The organism is Shewanella psychrotolerans, from assembly GCF_019457595.1.
In the GTDB taxonomy this organism is placed as follows: Bacteria; Pseudomonadota; Gammaproteobacteria; order Enterobacterales; family Shewanellaceae; genus Shewanella; species Shewanella psychrotolerans.
On the sequence record NZ_CP080419.1, the window covers coordinates 4,181,221 to 4,201,507 of the forward strand.

At 44.6% G+C, this 20,287-nt stretch carries 18 protein-coding genes; 11 read left to right on the top strand and 7 right to left on the bottom strand.

Annotated elements, in window-relative coordinates; translation table 11 throughout:
• Positions 1-9: 9 nt before the first annotated feature.
• A complete protein-coding gene (locus K0I62_RS18325; protein WP_220069447.1) occupies positions 10-753 on the bottom strand; it encodes a substrate-binding periplasmic protein in 744 nt (247 codons plus the stop codon).
• A gap of 242 nt (positions 754-995) precedes the next feature.
• On the opposite strand from K0I62_RS18325, the gene K0I62_RS18330 reads away from it, so the two are divergent.
• Positions 996-1,664 carry a 7-cyano-7-deazaguanine/7-aminomethyl-7-deazaguanine transporter gene (locus K0I62_RS18330; protein WP_220069448.1) on the top strand — a complete coding sequence of 223 codons (669 nt, stop codon included), beginning with the start codon at positions 996-998 and terminating at the stop codon, positions 1,662-1,664.
• Positions 1,665-1,747: 83 nt separating this feature from the next.
• Positions 1,748-2,209: a GNAT family N-acetyltransferase gene (locus tag K0I62_RS18335; protein ID WP_220069449.1), complete on the top strand. Its 462-nt coding sequence runs from the start codon at positions 1,748-1,750 to the stop codon at positions 2,207-2,209.
• A 381-nt stretch (positions 2,210-2,590) separates the two neighbouring features.
• Here the strand turns inward: K0I62_RS18335 and K0I62_RS18340 are convergent, their stop codons facing one another.
• Positions 2,591-4,741: a sensor histidine kinase gene (locus K0I62_RS18340; RefSeq protein ID WP_220069450.1), complete on the bottom strand. Its 2,151-nt coding sequence runs from the start codon at positions 4,739-4,741 to the stop codon at positions 2,591-2,593.
• Position 4,742: 1 nt separating this feature from the next.
• Positions 4,743-6,125, bottom strand: a complete 1,383-nt coding sequence (locus tag K0I62_RS18345) for a sigma-54-dependent transcriptional regulator (RefSeq protein ID WP_220069451.1) — start codon at positions 6,123-6,125, stop codon at positions 4,743-4,745.
• 278 nt (positions 6,126-6,403) lie between these two features.
• Here K0I62_RS18345 and K0I62_RS18350 point away from each other — a divergent pair, with 278 nt between their 5' ends.
• The 8 genes from K0I62_RS18350 to mutM all read left to right on the top strand — a co-directional run bounded on the left by K0I62_RS18350 (position 6,404) and on the right by mutM (position 13,426).
• On the top strand, positions 6,404-7,216 hold the full coding sequence (locus tag K0I62_RS18350) for an ABC transporter substrate-binding protein (protein WP_220069452.1): 813 nt from the start codon (positions 6,404-6,406) through the stop codon (positions 7,214-7,216).
• Entirely contained in the window at positions 7,213-7,920 is a 708-nt protein-coding gene (locus tag K0I62_RS18355) for an ABC transporter permease (protein WP_220069453.1), read from the top strand. Before K0I62_RS18350 ends, K0I62_RS18355 begins: the two co-directional genes overlap by 4 nt.
• Before the next feature lie 3 nt (positions 7,921-7,923).
• Positions 7,924-8,649: an ATP-binding cassette domain-containing protein gene (locus tag K0I62_RS18360; RefSeq protein WP_220069454.1), complete on the top strand. Its 726-nt coding sequence runs from the start codon at positions 7,924-7,926 to the stop codon at positions 8,647-8,649.
• Entirely contained in the window at positions 8,633-9,223 is a 591-nt protein-coding gene (gene mobA, locus K0I62_RS18365; RefSeq protein ID WP_220069455.1) for a molybdenum cofactor guanylyltransferase MobA, read from the top strand. Before K0I62_RS18360 ends, mobA begins: the two co-directional genes overlap by 17 nt.
• Before the next feature lie 13 nt (positions 9,224-9,236).
• Complete coding sequence (locus tag K0I62_RS18370) at positions 9,237-11,039, top strand: bifunctional molybdopterin-guanine dinucleotide biosynthesis adaptor protein MobB/molybdopterin molybdotransferase MoeA (RefSeq protein WP_220069456.1); 1,803 nt, start codon at positions 9,237-9,239, stop codon at positions 11,037-11,039.
• Positions 11,040-11,097: 58 nt separating this feature from the next.
• Positions 11,098-12,084, top strand: coding sequence for a GTP 3',8-cyclase MoaA (gene moaA / locus K0I62_RS18375; protein WP_220069457.1), 987 nt, complete (start codon positions 11,098-11,100; stop codon positions 12,082-12,084).
• A 65-nt stretch (positions 12,085-12,149) separates the two neighbouring features.
• Positions 12,150-12,602, top strand: coding sequence for a hypothetical protein (locus K0I62_RS18380; protein WP_220069458.1), 453 nt, complete (start codon positions 12,150-12,152; stop codon positions 12,600-12,602).
• A gap of 8 nt (positions 12,603-12,610) precedes the next feature.
• The gene (gene mutM / locus K0I62_RS18385) at positions 12,611-13,426 is read left to right on the top strand and encodes a bifunctional DNA-formamidopyrimidine glycosylase/DNA-(apurinic or apyrimidinic site) lyase (RefSeq protein WP_220069459.1); all 816 of its coding nucleotides are present in this window, start codon (positions 12,611-12,613) and stop codon (positions 13,424-13,426) included.
• Positions 13,427-13,505: 79 nt separating this feature from the next.
• Here the strand turns inward: mutM and K0I62_RS18390 are convergent, their stop codons facing one another.
• The 3 genes from K0I62_RS18390 to K0I62_RS19310 all read right to left on the bottom strand — a co-directional run bounded on the left by K0I62_RS18390 (position 13,506) and on the right by K0I62_RS19310 (position 17,053).
• On the bottom strand, positions 13,506-14,999 hold the full coding sequence (locus K0I62_RS18390; RefSeq protein WP_220069460.1) for a capsule assembly Wzi family protein: 1,494 nt from the start codon (positions 14,997-14,999) through the stop codon (positions 13,506-13,508).
• A 10-nt stretch (positions 15,000-15,009) separates the two neighbouring features.
• Positions 15,010-15,486, bottom strand: coding sequence for a pantetheine-phosphate adenylyltransferase (coaD, locus tag K0I62_RS18395; protein WP_220069461.1), 477 nt, complete (start codon positions 15,484-15,486; stop codon positions 15,010-15,012).
• Between the two features lie 703 nt (positions 15,487-16,189).
• Entirely contained in the window at positions 16,190-17,053 is an 864-nt protein-coding gene (locus K0I62_RS19310; RefSeq protein WP_258405045.1) for an adenylyltransferase/cytidyltransferase family protein, read from the bottom strand.
• Positions 17,054-17,321: 268 nt separating this feature from the next.
• On the opposite strand from K0I62_RS19310, the gene K0I62_RS18405 reads away from it, so the two are divergent.
• A complete protein-coding gene (locus tag K0I62_RS18405) occupies positions 17,322-18,389 on the top strand; it encodes a CDP-glycerol glycerophosphotransferase family protein (protein WP_220069462.1) in 1,068 nt (355 codons plus the stop codon).
• Positions 18,390-19,106: 717 nt separating this feature from the next.
• Here K0I62_RS18405 and K0I62_RS18410 read toward each other — a convergent pair.
• Positions 19,107-20,114, bottom strand: coding sequence for a CDP-glycerol glycerophosphotransferase family protein (locus K0I62_RS18410; RefSeq protein WP_220071457.1), 1,008 nt, complete (start codon positions 20,112-20,114; stop codon positions 19,107-19,109).
• Positions 20,115-20,287 lie beyond the last annotated feature (173 nt).

Below are 20,287 nucleotides of genomic sequence, written 5' to 3' on the forward strand. Positions count from 1 at the left end.
CAATCAATATTATTGGATCGATTGGAGGCGATCACGATTTGGCATATACTTGTGAAAAATCTTATCAACTTCTCCAGATTGAATAAGCTCATCCATCTTGCTATCAAATATCACTTTAAGCCGCTCTCCCTTGGGAGTATGAGCAAATACAAAATATACTGCAGGAGCCAGTACATTTTCGATAATGACATACTGACGCGGATGATGTAGTTTGGTGGATAATTTTTCCATCTCATCCTTGTAATACATAACGGCATCAATACGACCCGAATTGACGTGATTAAGCATCTGTAGCAGATCACTATTCTCTTCATAGTACATAGGAACGTTGACAAAACTGTCGAAACGATACTCCAACATGGCTTGTACTTTCTTCTGTTTCAGACTAGATACACCCTTCCAGATTGCAGCTAATTCAGGCGTTACAGCCACATCGACTTTGTCAACTTCTATAGGCTCTCGACTATAATAGGAGCTACTCACATCACCTGAATAGACACCTAATCCCATATCAGCCCTTTTTTGTTCAACCAAATATAAAGATCTTGCAAAAGGCACAAGGTCAACATTTAGTTGCCACTCTGGCTCGGGAAATATACGACGAACGAGATCTAAATAGTAACCGCTACCATCCCGATTGCTGTAATCAATCATCTCTTCACCTACAATAGAGATTGTAATAGGCTCTGCACTCACTAGCTTAAGTGACAGCAAACATAGCAACAGTAAACTCCATATAAATCGGTAAACCATTCAATGCTCCCGTAAAAAAAGAACCTTATACAGCTAGTGTAGGTCGCTTTGCGCAAATAAACAGTGTTATTTAAAGTAGAACTTTAATAAAAACGGCAGATAATCCTTGCTCATTTTTAAGGGTTCTCTATAATCTGCCGCCCAAATCTTTAACCGCCATCACAGCTAACGGCTGAGAATGGTATCTATTCACCGATAGCGGGTTCCCTCACCCCGCGTTAACCACCAAAAAAGGCCACAAGATGTTAATGTTATCTCACGCGCAGACACAGCGTGCTTTATGGCTATTGGTCAGTTTTCATATACTGATTATTTCCGCCAGCAATTACTTGGTACAACTCCCTTTTCAGATATTTGGCTTCCATACCACATGGGGGGCTTTTAGCTTTCCATTTGTTTATTTAGCCACTGATCTTACCGTCAGAATTTTTGGCCAACAAAATGCCAGACAGATTATCCTTAAAGCAATGATTCCCGCATTAGTGATCTCCTATTTAATCGGCGTTCTCTTCCACCAAGGCAGCTTTCAAGGCAGCCAGTCATTGGTTGAATTTAACAGCTTTGTATTTCGCATCGCCTTTGCTAGCTTTGCCGCCTATTTCGTTGGTCAACTAATGGATATTACCGTGTTTGCCAAACTCAGAGCAGCAAGGGCCTGGTGGGTTGCCCCTGCGGCATCAACAGTGATCGGTAACCTTATCGATACTCTAGTATTTTTCAGCGTTGCCTTTTACGCGTCCACCGACGAATTTATGGCAATGAACTGGCCAGAGATAGCGACCGTTGATTACGGCTTTAAGCTTATTGTGAGTTTAGGACTCTTCCTTCCTGCCTACGGCGTGCTGCTAAAAGTTTTACAAGATCGAATCCTCAGTGTAGAAGCAATAAAAGCGCGCGACAGACTGGCCTGACCAGTTGTTTTATAATATCATCGCGACACTTTTTAAGTCAGTCCTAGTGTCGCCTTGATGGCGTCGTTGTTTGGAGAGTCAAAATGTACACCACGACTATCGAACGTCATACTCAACTTACCGATGAGCTACTTCAGTCAATAATCAACCTCACCGAACAAATACCAGAATTTGATCGCCGTTATAGCCCTCAAGACTATTTTCAGCGCCTACATAATAAGCCATTGATGATTCAGATTATTAGTATTGAAGGTGAGTTGGCTGGTTTTAAGATTGGTTATAGTGAACAATCGGGCTTGTTCTATAGCTGGCTTGGGGCGATTTTACCTGAATTTAGGCAGCTTGGACTCGCTAAAACATTGCTAAACGATCAGGAAAAATGGGCCAAAGACAATGGTTATATAACAATGGAAGTAACAACCTATAATCGCTTCTCCGCAATGCTACAAATGCTTATTCAGCAGGGATATAAAATAGCGGGGTTACAAAAAAACGAACTTGAAATTAACAATAATAAGTTGATTTTAAATAAAAATATAAATTAACCACGAAAAAAACCAATCTTTACATTTAAATCACTTGCCAACTCAAATGATAATGATTACTATTTACATGCGTTCCAAAGCTCAGTTTATTAAGCACTTCATCTCTGCCTAATTGATTGAGTTCGCAAGCACAACATTGCTCACACACTCTTTGTGGCCGGACTATCTTTATTCCGGCTTTTTTTTTGCTGTTTTGTCCTAAAATGTGTTGACGATTTAGGTTAAGCGATAAGATAACCTGAGGAGAATTAGCCGCTGTATTATTTCATCTCAAACTTGTCATTAGCTTTGCTTACAAAGCGTATTGACGCGTCCATAGCCCGCGTATTGCAAATGAATACAACACAATTAGCGGAATGAAGACGGTTTGAGATACGTTTGTTATTCCGAGTTCAGGTTAGAGAATTTCTTATCTATCGCACTAGAGAAATGCAAACCTTCATAGGGAGGATTAAACTGGTCATCTTTGGCTTTATGGTAAAGGCCAATCGTAAACAAAGTGCCTTTCCCTAGAGTTGAGCTAACCTCTATCGTTCCACCGATACGCTTAATGATGCCGTAGCTGAGCGATAACCCTAAGCCTGTGCCATCCTTACGTGTAGTGTAAAAAGGGTCAAAAATACGCCCCAGTTGCTCTTCAGGTATCCCTTTTCCTTCATCCTCAATCTCAATCTTAACCCCAATAAGTTCATCACTTTGCACCCAATCATAAGTTCGGATCCAGATCCGTCCTTGACCATCCATAGCATGCGCAGCATTGACAACTAAGTTGATCAACACCTGCAGTAACTGGGGACGATTCACTTCAATGGGATAGCTGGCATTGAGGTCTTGGTGTAGTATCACTTCTTGCTTTTGAATTGAGTGACGCACCAAGATCAGCATCTCTTCGATGATAGGTGTGAGCTGATGCATCTCCAGTGGCGCATTAAACTCACCGGGACGACTATACTGCAGCAAACTTCGAATAATGGTACTGATACGACCAACTTGCTGAATAACAATATCGATCTCTTCTTCAACATCTGCAGCTTTGTCACCGAGCTCAAATTTAAGTAACTCCATATTGCCAAGAATTACCGCTGTCGGATTATTTATCTCATGGGCAATACCCGCGGTTAGCTCACCGAGGGCAGTCAACTTTTCGTTGGTCACCAGCTGCTGACGAGTCTCGTTGAGCAATGCAACGTTGCGCTGCAGTTCCTCTGTTTTCTCTTGTAAACTGCGAGTGCGCTCCTCAACTTTAACCTCCAGCAGCTCTGCAGCCGCCTGAATTTGAGTATTACGTCGTTGCAGCAAATCCAGCATTCGATCAAACTGCTCAGCCAAATTAGACAGCTCATTATCCTCTTCTAATCCGAGCGAACCTATACGTAAGTTACGACCAGACTGCACTGCCTTCACCACATGGTGAATACGCTCAATAGGTTGCAGCAAGCTGTAGGCGCCGCGATAGACCAATAAGCCAGAGACCAACAGCACCAGCATAAGAATGGTGCCCAGCTCTATGATGTTCAACAGATAGTTGTGAATAAAGGGTGACTCGGAAAACCCGGTATAGATCATACCAATACGCTCACCACGAATATCCTTAAGCGGCGCATACGCGGAAATAAACCAATCGTTATATACAAAAGCCCTATCGACCCACATCAAACCTTGGATCAATACTTTTTGTCTCACCTCTTCTGAAACTAAGCTGCCAAGTGCACGTCCCTGTTTTTCGCTGCCCTGAGGGAAAAAGTGTAATGGCACATTGGTACTAATACGGGTGTTATCAAGAAAAATCGTTACCGTACCAATTGAACGCTCCGGTAGCGTCCCTTTGTCGTACACCAGATCGCGTATATGATCGACAAGTCGAATATCACGATTAAGCAAAATTCCGCCATCGAGATACCAGCTCAAATTACCAGTGTCACTGTATATAGGTAATAGACTGCGACTCAACATGCCGCGCTTTTCTATCTCTTTACTCGGTTTTTGCGAGCGTGGTGTATCAACTAACTTGATCACCGCTTCTTGTTCCAGTTTAGGTTCGAGTGCGGCTAACCTTTGCGGCTCCAACACCATTAAACCTGATACCGCTTCATTTTCATGGATTTTAGGTAGCATCATTCTCAAGTTGGGATCACTAGCGGCTTCGGCGACACTAACTAGCCGTAAAAAATCCAGATTGAGCTGTTCCTTTTTTAACGCAAGTAGCTCATTGATTTTACTTCGTGTCGCCTTAGGGGCAGCATTAATATGTTGAAACGCATTTTGAAACTCCCAAGAGGTCTTAACCAATTCGAGCCGACTCTCTTGCTTATCTTGCACCGCAATGAGGGTATTACTTGCTACGGTTAAATCAGCCTTAACTTTCATAAAAAGCTGCTTACCCGTATAGCTGATATTCCAATAGATAGTGATAAAAACTAGGCTCACCAAAGTGAGCAAAATAGGTAATAGGGTTAGGATTAAGATGCGATAACGCACCTTGGCCCGCATCTGCTGCCAATTAACACCCAATATACGCGGAAAGAATGACACCTTAACCTTCCTCAGACTGATTAAGCTCAAACCACTCTTTGTACTTACGGTCTAGCGTTTTTCGCGACACACCAAGATCGCGCGCAGCAGCAGACTTATTTCCCTGATGAAGATCGACGACTGAAGTGACATGGTGCTTTTCAACTGCTTTTAAAGTCCAATCTAACGGATAACCTAATTCGTTAAAAGACTCGGCTTTAGGCTGTGACTTCCAATACTCTGCAGGTGGTTTGCCGAGTAAGATGCAACGCTCAATCATATTGCGTAGCTCACGAATATTGCCGGGCCACTCGTGTTGCTGCAGCTTAAGCATATCCTCATGGCTCCATACGACCTCTTTTACGCCTAACTCGGCAGCCAGTTGGCGCATGAAGTGATGAGTAAGCTCAACCACATCTTCTGGACGCTCTCTTAATGGCGGAATCACTATGTCGAGGACATTTAAGCGGTAAAAAAGATCTCGCCTAAAATTGCCAGCTTCAACTTCATCAGCGAGCTTACGGTTTGTCGCCGCCAGCACCCGTACATCAATATTAATCTCTTTCTCACTGCCAACCGGGCGTATCGTGCGCTGCTCTAATACCCGCAGCAATGCCGTTTGCATCTTAAGTGGCATCTCACCTATTTCATCTAAGAAAATCGTGCCTCCCGATGCAAAGCTAAATAAACCCTCACGATTGCCTTTCGCCCCAGTAAATGAACCAGCGGCATGGCCGAATAGCTCACTTTCGAGGAGTTCTGGCGCAATGGCGCCACAATTGACCGGTACAAAGGGGCCTTGTCGACCACTGAGCAGATGTAGTTGCCGTGCCACCAGCTCCTTACCCGTACCAGATTCACCTTCAATTAATATCACCGCGTTAGTCGGTGCCACACGCTCAATAACCTGCTTCACCTCCATCATCCCATCACTACTACCGATGATGGTAGATGAATGACCAATAGAGACCTCACGCCGTAACATTAAGTTTTCACGCTTAAGCAAACGGCGCTCGATACAACGGTCGACCGCCTTCATCATCTGCTCAAGATGGAACGGCTTCATAATGAAATCTGATGCGCCTGCTCTCAATGCTTTTATCGCGACATCCATATCGGCATAACCCGTCATAAAAATGATGTCTGAACGACGTTCTTGGTCATTAAGCGCTTCATCCCATTCGATACCTGAACGGCCAGGAAGACGAATATCAACAATCAGAAGGTCGAAGTGACAGCGACTACGCAACTGCTCAGCATCTTCAACACTCCCAGCGGTCTCAACCAAGGCAAACTTCTTCGATAACGCTTTTTTTAAAAAGCTTCTCATGCCAGGTTCATCATCAACAATCAACACAGAGACTGCTGAGGGTAATGGCTTTATCTCTTTACTTGATAGGCTCATATTGTCTTCTTTTGGACATTTTGACTCACATAGAGTTTATTCTAGCATCAAAGCCCAGCCAATTGGTCACCCTGAACCAGATGAATGAGGCTCTGGGACATTATGTCTGCCTTGATTTTGCCAAGCTTGAGACCTATCTCACACTTTAATACTGAGCTGAGACATTATTCGGTCCAATTCGATATTGGCACCTTTTTTGCTATTAACGAAGATTGTTTTATACGTAATCAAATGCGAAAGCGGCGAGTCGCATTTTTTAATTATGCCAAGGAGCAAAAATGTTAAACCTAAAATCAATTTTCAGTGTGGCAGTTATCGCGGGGGCTTTAGCTATCACACCAGCACAAGCTCAAGAAATCATTAAACTTGCGACAACAACCAGCACCGAAAACTCGGGGTTGCTTAAAAATTTACTGCCTAAATTTGAAGCAGAATCAGGTTATAAAGTACAAGTAATTGCAACCGGTACAGGTAAAGCACTTAAACTGGCTCGCCAAGGAGATGTCGATGTCGTTATGACCCATGCTCCAGCAGCTGAAGCAAAATTTGTTGAAGAAGGTTATGGTGTTACTCCTCGCGGTATAATGGAAAACGATTTTGTGATCTTGGGCCCTAAAAATGACCCAGCAAAGATCCGTAGCAGTAAGACAGCTGAAGAAGCCTTTGCTAAAATAGCAAGTTCTGGCGAAGGATTTGTATCACGTGGCGATAACTCAGGCACCAACATGAAAGAGTTAATCGTATGGAAAGGTGCTAAGGTAGAACCGACTTTCAGTGGTTACCGCTCGGTTGGACAAGGTATGGGTAAAACCCTGCTTATGGCAAATGAGCTGCAGTCATATACCCTTTCTGATCGCGGAACTTATGTTGCTTATAAAGCAAAACTAGACCTAGCTATCGATTATGATGGTGGTGCAGCATTAGCCAACCCATACCAAATCATCCTAATCAATCCAGAGATGTATCCCGGTCTTAACCACAAGGGTGCAAAAGCATTAAGCGATTGGCTTATTAGCGACGAAGCCCAAACTATGATTAATAGCTACACCGTAGAAGGTGAGCAACTATTTAAGGCAACGTATAGCAAATGAGTGAAGGCTGGTTAGCCCTATTACAGCAGGCATTAAGCCTGCTGTTTTCTTTAGACCCCGATGTGTGGTCCATTGTTAATGTTTCTTTTTCTGTCTCGTTTGCAGCGCTGGCGATCACCTTAGTACCGTCACTTGTCTTAGGTTTTATTCTTGCTTTTGCTCACTTTCCTGGCCGCTGGTTTGTCACTAATTTGGTCCAAACGATACAATCAATCCCCACCGTTGTGATCGGTCTATTAGTCTATTTATTGCTAACCCGCATGGGGCCTCTTGGTGATCTCAGATGGCTATTCACCCAAAAAGGTATGATACTAGGTCAGATGATGATCTGCGCCCCTGTATTAGTTGCCATGAGCCAAGCCGCTTTTACCAGTGTAGATAAACGAGCTTGGGAAACCTCTCGAACACTAGGTGCCTCTTGGTTGCGTTCGGTGTGGGTTATCTGCAGAGAATTAAAAGTACCGCTATTGATGGCTATCGTTGCTGCATTTAGTCGTATCCTTACCGAGGTCGGTTGCTCAATGATGGTGGGCGGCAACATTGCCGATGTGACTCGTAACATCCCCACCGCTATCGCTCTAGAAACCAGCAAAGGAGATTTTGCCCAAGCGATAGCACTAGGGCTCGTTTTACTTATCCTCTCATTAATACTTAACTTTACGCTAGGTACCTTGAGAGGCAAAGCTGAGCCAAGGAGCCACTAAGTCATGGTAAAAATCACCGCTAGCAATATAGAGATGCGTTTCGATAATCGTCATCTCTATAGCTTCGATGAACTCAGCCTATCTCAACAGCAAACGATCCACTTACAAGGGGATAATGGCTCGGGAAAAACGACCCTAATGAAGTTGTTTGCTGGTTTGCTTGCACCAAGTAAAGGTAAAATAGATTCAGAGGGTTTTGGAGCATCACCTTGGTGGAGAAGAAATCAGTTATTAGGCAAAGCTGTTTATCTACATCAGCACCCTTACCTCTTTGACGGTTCAGTTGAATACAACCTGAACTATGTGCAGCCCTTTTGCCAATTAAGTCATGTTGAGATAAAACAACGTTCCACGGTAGCCATTGAGATGGCGCAACTGGGCTCGCTAATTACGCAGCAAGCCTCAAGTTTATCAGGAGGGGAACGGCAACGATTAGCCATCGCTCGCGCCTGGATTATGCGTCCAAAGCTATTGATGCTCGACGAACCGACCTCTAACATGGATCAGTTGTCGCAGCAGTTAGTGCTTAACATGATAAGCAACCTTAAGGCACAAGGGACCGGAATGCTTATTAGTAGTCATCAAAGCTGCTCTTTAACCAGCCTTTGTGAACAAAGCTGGCATATTTGCGATCAGCAGATTATCGTCACCGATGAACAAAATGGGACAATATCGGCTTTTAGCCACCATAAATCTAAGCAGGAACTGAGATATGTCACAGCAAATTGATGCCGTGATCCTTGCCGGTGGAATGGCAAGACGCATGGGCGGAAACGATAAAGGCTTGGTTGAGCTCAATGGCAAGCCAATGATAAAACATGCCATAGATAGAATTAGACCGCAGGTGAAAGAGATCCTGATCAATGCCAACCGCAACCAAGGCCAGTATGCTGAGTTTGGTTTCAAAGTACTGAGTGATGAAGACTCAGGGTATTTAGGACCTTTAGCTGGCATGATCACCGCACTTGGGCACACAACTGCAGATTTTTTACTTGTTGTACCTTGCGATTGTCCACTATTACCGTTGGACTTAGTTCCTCGCATGCTGGCTAAGATCAAAGAGAACAATGCAGAGATGGCCGTGGCCAGTGATGGTAAAAGAGAGCAACCCGTTGTCTTGCTAATAAAGCCTGAGCAGCGAGCATCGATGAAAGCCTTTTTAGATGCGGGTGAACGTAAAATCGACTTCTGGTATGCCAAGCATCATTGTGTTGTATGTGACTTTTCTGACCAACCCAATGCGTTTGTCAACGTCAACACACCAGAACAAAAACAACAACTTTCTGAGGCAATTGCCAACTAAATTTGAGGTCTACATGAGCATACCGTTTAACAATCCACTGTCGATCCCCGTTCTCGGTTTTTGCGCCTATAGCGGTACAGGCAAAACAACATTGCTGAAGAAATTGATCCCTGAACTCAATCGTCGCGGTATACGCTTAGCAGTAATTAAGCATGCTCATCATGATTTCGATGTCGATATTCCAGGCAAAGATAGTTACGAAATGCGTAAAGCGGGCGCGAGGCAGATGTTGGTCGCATCACATGTTCGCTGGGCGCTAATGACTGAAGACTTAGTCAAAGAAGCCCCGTCATTGCCTCACTTACTTAAGCAGATAGAACAAGATAAGGTTGATCTAGTTTTGGTCGAAGGCTTTAAAAAGCTCGAGCTTCCTAAAATTGAATTGCACCGCGCCTCCCATGGCAAACCTTTCATTCATACTCACGACAGTAATATTCAAGCAATAGCTTGCTGCGACGACACCGAATTACCTTCGGAACTTAGACGCCTCGATATTAATGATGTTAGCCAAATCGCCGACTTTGTTATTGAATATGCGAGTAACTTTAAAAAGCCAACAAGCGCATTGCCATTACAAGCCACTGAATGTGGCTGTGAAATAAACAGCAGTACAACGCTTTCTGTCAGACAAGGTATCGATAAAATCCTGAGCTATGTTCATCCCGTCACAGAACAGGAAACGGTGCCCTTAGATGAAAGCAGTAATCGTGTGCTTGCTGATGATGCGATATCTCCTGTCGATGTGCCGCAGCACACCAATTCGGCAATGGATGGTTACGCATTTAAATACTCTGAGCCAATGTTAAACGAGTACAAAATTGTTGCCGATGTCATGGCGGGTCATAGCTACCAACATACTTTAAACAACGGTGAAGCGGTGCGCATTATGACTGGCGCGCCAATTCCTTCTGGCGCCGATACCATACAGATGAAAGAGCTGGCAGAGGAGCGTGACGATAGCGTTAGCTTCTCAGGCTCTATATCTCTAGGGCAGCATGTTCGCCAAGCGGGTGAAGATATCGCAAAAGATCAAACAGCACTCTCGGCAGGACATAGATTACAGGCAGCCCATCAAGGCATGCTCGCTTCGCTTGGCTTTGGTCAACTCCCCGTCTATCGAAAACCGCGCGTTGCCGTATTTTCTACTGGCGATGAAGTGTGCCAACCAGGACAGCCGTTAAAACCTAATTGCATCTATGATTCAAACCGCTTCACCATTAAATCAATGGTTAAGCAATTAGGCTGCGAAGTTATCGATCTGGGTATTATTCATGATTCGGAACAAGCCCTTATTGATGCATTAAAAGCAGCTGCTGTTAACGCCGATGTAGTGATCAGCTCTGGCGGCGTGTCGGTCGGTGATGCCGACTTTATCAAATTAGCGCTAGCGAAAGTCGGCCAAATCAATTTCTGGCGCATCAATATGCGCCCTGGACGCCCGCTAGCATTTGGTCAAATCGGCAATAGCCTATTTTTCGGTTTACCGGGTAATCCCGTTGCGGTGATGGTCTCCTTTATGCAGTTTGTGCAGCCAGCTCTGCGCAAACTAGCTGGTGAACTTGAATGGTCAGCAACCATGCTGCCAGCAGTTGCCGACTGTAACTTACGCAGCCGCACAGGCCGCACCGAGTTTACCCGCGGCGTTTACCATCTTGGTAGCGATGGTCGCCTGCATGTCACCAGCACGGGAGCCCAAGGTTCAGGAATGTTGAGCTCGATGGTGAAAGGCAATTGCCTCATTGTCATTGGTGAGCAAGATGAACAGCTTATCCCTGGTGATACTGTTTATATTCAGCCCTTTGCCGATCTTTTATGAGCAATGTATTAGCCGGGCCAGTCTCACCGATTGAGCTGGCCGCATTAGGTGATCTTGTATGAGTTTGATTGTTGATACCTTTGGCCGCACCGTCGAATATTTACGCCTATCTGTTACCGATAGGTGTGATTTTCGCTGTGTTTACTGCATGAGCGAAGATCCCTGTTTTCTCGATAGAGAGCAGGTACTCAGCCTCGAAGAGCTCGCTTGGATAGGCCAAGCGTTTACCGAACTAGGGGTGAAAAAAATAAGGCTAACGGGTGGCGAACCATTAGTCAGAACCGACTGTGATCAGCTCGTTCAGCTGCTTGGTGCACTTCCTGGTTTACAGGAGTTGTCGATGACAACTAATGGCTCAAGGCTGACAAAGTTTGCCGATAAGATGCGCCAATCAGGATTGCGCCGACTCAACATTAGCCTCGATACCTTAAAACCTGAACTCTTCACTCAACTGACCCGTAACGGCAAATTGGAAAGAGTGATCGAGGGTATCGACGCAGCAAAAGCCGCTGGATTTGAGCGCATTAAAATCAATGCGGTTATCTTACGCGGCCAGAATGACGATGAAGTACTGGATCTCATTGAGTTTTGTCGCAAGCGTGAGCTCGATATCGCCTTCATCGAAGAGATGCCTCTTGGAGTCATTGATGAACGTAAAAAGAGTCGTCATTGCAGCAGCGATGAAGTAAAAGCCATTATCAAGCAAAGATATCCTTTGCACCTATCAAATAAGCGTACAGGCGGCCCCGCCCGCTACTACACCATGCCAGGCAGTAACATACACGTGGGCTTTATCTCTCCCCATAGCAATAACTTTTGCCATGAATGTAATCGTGTCCGAGTCACGGTCGAAGGCCGCTTACTATTGTGTTTAGGCAATGAGCATTCGGTCGATCTAAAAGCTGTCGTACGTGAAGCACCGGGTGATATCGAACGGTTAAAACACGCGATACTCGATGCGATAAAACTAAAACCGAAAGAGCATGTGTTTGGCAATGAGGATGAGGTACAAATTTTACGATTTATGAATGCAACAGGTGGATAATGCCCTCACGCTTTTTCGGTGATAAACTCATTATCATTATCGATATCAATTGAGCTAAATCAGCGATGGCATTATCTCGTAAAAAGTGGAATAACATCATCATTTTCGCCTCCGTTGCCATGGTTGCGATCCTCACCTTTTTAGACCGAGAAACTCCCTCACTACCCGATGATGCAAAACCGCTATTTGATAAAGCCGCGCCCTTGTATCAGCTGCAATATGATGATTTGTGGCTAAGTCAGGGCGGCTTTTCTTGGCAGTGTGAACCCAGCATTCTCAATTGTGATGTCTGGGCCGAAGCTTGGAGCAACATACTAGTCTCTCCCATCAAAAAACTGATCACTCCGGAGTCAAAGGCACATGAGCTAGTGATCCAAGTAGAAGATATCGCAACGCCGCAATTGTGGTTAATCTATCCAGAACATGGATTACTCAAGTCTCCAGCCGGTAACTGGTATCAAATCCCGCCCAGTTTACGCAGTACACTGGAGCCCGTGATCAACGCAAACAGTCAATAGAGAACAGCATGCCAGAATTACCAGAAGTTGAAGTGACCCGCCAAGGGATCACGCCTCATCTTATCGATCAACGGGTGACAGGCTTAACCGTGCGCAACGCATCCTTACGCTGGCCAGTCCCAGAGATCGCCCAGCAGATAGTCGGGCAGACCATCAGAGGCATACGCCGCCGCGCCAAATACCTACTGCTGGATACCGATGCCGGCACCACCATAGTTCATTTGGGCATGTCGGGCAGCCTGCGCATATTGCCTAAGTCGACGCCTGTGGAGAAGCATGACCATATCGATCTCGAGCTTGCCAGCGGTAAGGTGCTCAGATTTAACGACCCCAGACGTTTCGGCGCCTGGCTATGGTGCGAGCTACCGGAAGCCGCTCACCCCTTGTTGGCTAAGCTGGGGCCTGAGCCCCTGCAGTCGGGTTTCAATGTCGACTACCTGGCTAACGCCCTAAAAAGCAAAAAGAAGGCGATCAAACTCTGCCTAATGGACAATCATATCGTGGTGGGTGTTGGGAATATCTACGCCAACGAGGCCCTGTTTGCCGCCGGTATTCACCCGCAAACAGAGGCTGGCAGGATTGATATAGAGCGGCTCATTGTGCTGGTCGCCGAGGTGAAACAGATCTTAGCTCAGGCGATTAAACAGGGGGGCACCACACTCAAAGACTTTACCAATGCTGAGGGTAAGCCCGGTTATTTCGCCCAGAAACTGCATGTCTATGGCCGGGGCGGCGAAACCTGCACCCAATGTGGCAACCAGCTGAGCGAAATCAAACTCGGCCAGCGCGCAACGGTCTTCTGTGGCCTATGCCAGCCTAGGTAGCGTTCTTTTGTCCCACTAGGTAAATCAGGCAGTAAAAAAGGCTGACACCCTGTCAGCCTTTTTGTTCTCTCAAACAGGTTTAGAAACGATACTCATAACTACCGAATAGAGTGGCATTAGTATCCGACTCGTCGGCCTCAAATTCTGACTGAGAAACAGTGCCTCCCAAGCTCATCATCCCTTTCCAGATAGGAAGACGATAGCTAAACTCCAGCATCAAGAGATCTTCTTTACGCGGTTGAGGTGCCCAACTATTGTTAACCGTCTTACCATCCTTATTTAACTGTGCAAAACGCAGTAAAGAGGTGAAGCCTTGGCTGTTAGCAAACTGGCCGATAAGCCCTAAGACATAAACATTGGCATCACTGTCATAGGTACTGCCATAAGAACGGCTATAGTAGCGTGAACCACTTTTATAATCGCTATGCTCATACATACAATTGAAACTATTTAGATCTAAACCGCAGGCCACCATGGTATCTGTATATTCGAAGAATAACTTGTACTGTGAGCTATCAAAATTAAAGCGCGTATCTACACCACCAAAATGGCCGCAATCCACAATATCCCATGGAGCAGCACTTTTGGCATCTTCACATGTCTGCTCATAATAAAGCCCAATGGGGACATTAAACCAAGTATCGCTGTAGCGAATATCATAGCCAGCGACCTGATTACCATAGTTAGTACATCCCGCCTCACCCGCATTACGACAATCACGTTGACCCGTAATCGACTTCAATACACTCTCGAAGCTGCATTCTTGCCCTTCGCCACAAAATTGAGTCGACCAAGAGAAACCTATCTCTAATTGTTGTATAGGGCGCAATGTCCCACGGAAATTCCAAAGCAAGGTATCAGGAACCGCACGCTCCTCTTCTAATATGGAAACCCCTGCTGTTAATGTCCAAGGGCCTATCCAGGAGAGCCAAGGCGTCTCAAATGCTTTAGGGTTATTGCGGCTCAGCATAACAGAGGGTCTAGGTCTTGCGTTATTTGAACGATGCAAAGCGGAATCAAACCCAGGCCCCCACCATTGCTCTATCGCACCGGCGGTTACCATCCAGTTACCCAAGGCAACTGCAACATAGGAATCATCCAGACGCACCTCTTTCTCATCGAAAGGATCATAGTGCGCCGAGGCGGCCAGCTTAAAGGCAAATCTATCCCCTAAATATTCATAGGAGGCCTGCAGATCTGTTTTCTCTCGATAATCAGAGCCAAAGTGTTGAAAACGAGCGGGATCGCTGCCGCCAGCAAGCTTAATACGGGCATTACCACGATTCTCGACGGCATTGCGGTAATAGAAGTTCACCCTGGCAAAGGCAGTGGCAAGACCTGGCGAAAGCACAGAGGGCTCCACCTTACTCAGATCGCTACCAATACCCGACCACATCAAGGGATAGGTGTTAACAGGAACCGTGATCACCCCCGCATCGGCGAGCGCCTGAATATCGGCTCTAAGATAGATATCGGAAACATCGACCCAAGGGGCCGAATTGGCTAAGGAAGAGAGCAACAGGCCTAAGGCCGCTACGCCTCCAACAACATAAGCGCGAACTTTTTCCATCATAACGGGCAAGTTAATCCTTTTTTTTCAGCGCCTTGGCTACTTCTTCATGCACAAACTGACTGACATCACCACCATGTAATGCCACCTCTTTCACCAAGGTAGAAGAGATAAACGAATTCTCTTCGGCTGGGGTTAAAAACACGCTCTCCAGATCGGCGCTCAGGCGCCTGTTCATATTGGCAAGCTGAAACTCATACTCAAAATCAGATACTGCCCGCAGGCCACGCACTAACACGCTGGCATTCTGCTCCTTAGCAAAATCCACCAGCAGGCCACTAAATCCCACAACTTCAACGTTGTCCAGATGCTCAGTCACCCTTTTGACCAGTTTAACCCTTTCGTCCAAGCTAAATTTGGGCTGTTTAGAAGGATTGGCCGCAATGCCGATCACCACCTGCTTAAACAATTTCGCCGCGCGCTCGATAAGGTCGGTATGACCGTTAGTCACAGGATCAAATGTGCCTGGATAAATCGCTTTGGTGTGCATCTTTCAAAAACCTAATCTGAGGGCCTAATGGCGCATAGTTTAACGAGTTTCCCCTAGGTATTGAACCACTGACGTCGAATTGTTTATTGGCGACAAATCCTCAAAAAATTACAATTTGCCTCAAAGTTAGTGTAAAAAACCTAATGAGAGAATACCCAGCAAGTGATTCGCCAATGGTATGATTGGCAGCGGCTGAACAAGGCGCATACCAAGAGGGCGATTATCAATTATTACCCTACACCGGATCTGTTTTCATATGATTGGATGAATAATTAATCATTCTTGACGACAAAATTAGCGATTTCTTCTTGAATATGATCAGTCTTATACCAACTCAAAAAACAGCTACTACTAAAAGGTGTCTAGGAAATCAATCGCAATTCACTTATTGAGATAAAAGCAGCATCATCCTGTAGTCGTCTCTACACATAACAATTTCTCCCTGAACTACCAACACGATATTGGGATATGTCTCATAAACGCTCACATTGGGGAACCTACCTGAGATTATCCCCAAGCAAATCTAGTTAGTCTTAGGGCTGCAGGATATCTGAAGAATTGTAGAACAATTGAACAGGTCATACGCCTATACCTTATCAGGTTGAATTAACAACACTTCATTGTAAATCAATTCGTTATTTATGACTAAACGGACTACAAAAAGGCCCCAGTTTTCACTGGTGCCTAGCATTCTCGACTACTTTCAAGATTTTGAAGTTAAATTCAACTTCTGCTTCAAGATCGTCGAACTAACGTTTGGCGTATAATCGAAGTAGACCATCTCACAACTCACCTTTGGATACTTTCCTTTCCAGTCAGAGCCAACAGAAATAGCATCTATACGGTAACGATCAACAATCTCCTGCTTATTTTTATCGATCTGAGGGATAACTTCATCAACATAACGATTAGACTCCAAAATCGAGATTCTCTCCTCAAAGGGAATCATTGGTGGTCGCCCTTTAGATTTAATAATAAGCTCGTCAGTTGACACTCCGACAATTAGATAATCGCACAATGCCTTACTGTGCTTAAGAATATTCAAATGACCTTGATGGAAAATATCAAAACAGCCTGAGGTATACATACGTCGATAAGGCTTACCGGATACGCCATCCTCCGCCTTTGCGCCTAGATCACAAAAATCACTTTTTAAAGTTTTTAACAACTCATCATAATAAAGAGGTGACAGAGATAGATCATCCCCTAAGCTCGGTGGCAGAGGCCACTGACTATCAGCAAACTCTTTTCCGCAAAACTCTACGGAAAATTCATAACGAGGGATAACGTGGAAGTGCACAGCAGGATCAACCATCATCAACATTAAATAATTAATCTTACTGTATTCAAATCTCTGCGACAGAACTTTTTCTATATCAGAAATAATCCATTTCTGTTCATCTGCGGCGGCGGCTGAAATTTCTGAATAATGATGTGCATTTTCTTTGCATATCAACACCATGGAACCTAGTGTCGGTTGCGCTGGCCTCAATAATAAATGCCAATGCCGATAGGTTTTTATCAGGCTGGCCGGATAACCAAACTTTCGTAATGTCGCAAGAGGCATAAATATAAGCTCTAAAAAATTTAACTTAATATTTTACGCCATTCTCCGAAAAGCGTCCATTGGTTCTATTGTTAACGAAATGGCTTCATCGGTTTCATGTGCCAGCATATGGTAAACATTCAGAGTTAGGGTCAACTCCATAAGCAAATGGCCTAACAGAGACATCAAAGTATCCTGCTGCGCCAGCCATTATCATTTGCGGAGCCGTTTTAACCTGCTTTATAATCCGCATGCCCGTTAGAAACACCCCCCAACTAAAGAGAGCTTTATGTTAATTGCTTTTGATCTGATCAACATATACTACCTGCCGCAATATGCGCCTATCATCAACCGACTTAAGGAACGCGGACATAAGGTACAGGTCATAGGCTATGCTAACAAAAACAACCCGGACATCTATAACCCCATATTGGCTAGTCTCAACGTCGAGTGCTTATGGGCACAAAACGATGAAGAAGCCTGCCATATCTATAGGACGAATAAACCTGAGTGGATCTTTTTTGGCAAAAAATTTGATTATTTGGACGAGCTTGATTCTAATTCAAAAACAGCCCAACTGGGACATGGCATAGGACCTAAACCTAGTTATTATCATAAGTCATGTACCCCGATGACAGTAAGGTTTATCGAAGGCAGTCTACGGCTGGAGAAGATCAAACAACTCTACCCCAATGACACCTTCGTACAAGTCGGTTTTTCCAAGCTAGATCCTCTTTTCAAAGGGCAAGAGCCGGGTTTGAACTTAACAAAGCTGGGGCTAGATCCAAGCAAACCAACATTACTATACGCACCAACCTTCAACCCGAGCTCTTTAGAATGCTTCCCAGATGATTGGCCCCAAGACTTTTCCAAATACAACATACTAATCAAAGCTCACGCCATCAGCCTGACACGCCCACAATATAACAAGCAAAGAGAAAAACTTGCCTGTTGGGCCAAGTATGAAAATGTCTATGTTGCAGGTAGTGAAGAACTTTCGCTTTTGCCTTTCATGAAAAATGCAGATCTATTGATCAGCGAGGCCTCAAGCACTCTATTTGAGTTTGCAGCCCTCGACAGACCAGTGATCGTATGCAACTTTTTTAAATTGAAATGGAATTATCGCGGCATTTTTAAATATCGTTTTAATAAGCGATTCGGCAAAGACAATGTTCTCTATCATAATATCGGCGCTCATATCCAAAGTTATTCAGCCCTGAAGCAAGCTGTCGTAGAACAATTGGCGACCCCACAACAATATGCAGCGCAAAGGCATCAGTATACGCGTGATCACGTAGGTCCAACGGATGGCTGCGCATCAGATAGGATCATCAACTATTTAGAGAGTCACCAGTAAAATTCGCTGTTCTCACCTTAGATTTTGACTTGTGGTGGTATAATTCCGCTCAGTACAAATAAGGTTACAGCCCAAAAATAATGTCTCTGATTACCCAACAGAAATGCATTCTGCTAGGAATGGGATTGTTTATTTCGCCACTTGTACAGGGCAACTTTTTGTATCTTAAAGTCTTTTTAGCGGCCCTCAAGTGGCAGAACCCGAATCTAGAGGTAGATATTTGGCTCTATGACAGTCGAAATAATCAAGATAGCGGGCGCTTATCCCGCAGCAAGATCATGCTGCAATGGATAACAGCAAAGCGATGCAAGACAGTCTCAGCGAGGCGGCCAAGGCGTTAAATGATGACTTAGTGATCACTCACTCGGGAAACAAGAGCGAACTGTCCTCCCCGCTCCTCAGTTATTTATTTCTCTTACATTTTTCACACCAGTCCCAAACCAATTAGGTAACTGTTTCTGCTGATATTTTACAACAATATAGTTGGTTGAATTTTTTAAATTTTGGCATAGATCTAGGCATATAACGATAGCTTTCATCAAGAACATTCGCATATCACTTGAGCCATTCAGGCGTTTCGTAAGAAATACGATCACCGAAATAAAAAGTCCTTCTGTGCCCAAGAATCATCATTAAGCAGGTATAAAAACAAACTGTAGTAAGTATTTTCAAAGGCTAATACCTTACCGCTATCAAGGCTTAGCTGTTTCATGCTGGTTACCATTTCCAATACCCCAGCTTCCGGCGCATTTTTAAATGACGTATTAAATTCAGTGGTTTAGGTTTTAGATCGGCAATACCATTCTCAATCAGCTTATCGGTAGCAGCAAGCACACGCTCACTAGAATGGCCATCTCTGTAAGGGTGGATCTCATCGCAATATTGCTCAATTTCGGCCATCAGTTCTGGCGGACGTGTCAGCACCTTCTCTAAGGCTGGTTGAATATCTTCCAGCAGTTCGACGTTTACCAAATGGGTTCTATGGGTATGATTATTGAACGTCACCACAGGCTTTCTCTGTAGCAAAAACATAATCAATATCGATGAAGTATCACACAGCATCACATCTGCAGCTTGCAGCAGTGGCAGTACATTATCGGTCTCGACAAAGGTTAAATTCTCGTTTTGCAGCGATTTATAACGCTCGACGATCTCTGTACTCATTTTAGGATGAAACTGCACTAACCAGCGCCAATTTCCTTGCTGAGACATAGCTTTAATCTGCTCAAAGACCACCGGAGCACAAGATAGACTGCGAGAAAATGTGGAGCAAAATAGAACAGTCGGACGGTTATCACCATCACGCTTGTAGGGATTATCAACATTATCAGTAAACATGGGATCCAATGTTGGCCATCCAGTCTCTGCCACCTTAAAGGTACCAAATTTTTTAGCTAAGCGAATAAAGGGTAAGGTCGTCGCAGGGCCTTGAGTGCAATACAGATCAAAACAATCTCTAATCTCAAAGTGATCTTCACGTCCTTTGCGATTCATTTTTCCAGCATTAAAACCATGAAATACACCGACTTTAACACCAGGAATAAAGCTGGGAACCACATTCCCAGGAACAAAGACTGCATCGGGTTGCCAAGCCTTTACATCGCCAATTGAAAGTAGCTGAGTCTCACTAGGCTTTAAAAATGCCCCATCGACCTCTTTCCCCTCAAGGAACCAGCTAACTTCATCGCCTCTAGCCAGAATAACCTGTTGCAGCGGCCTCAACATGGCATATGAATAATTTTGCGCTATATAAAATAGATAACGCTTGTTGGCTCTATTCACGACAATTCTCCCCACAAAAACTCTTCAATAATTATTTAACTAAAGCCAAATACTCTTGGGCAATTCGCGACACTGATACTTTCGCTAAAATACCTGCGTTGGCCATTGAGGGTGGT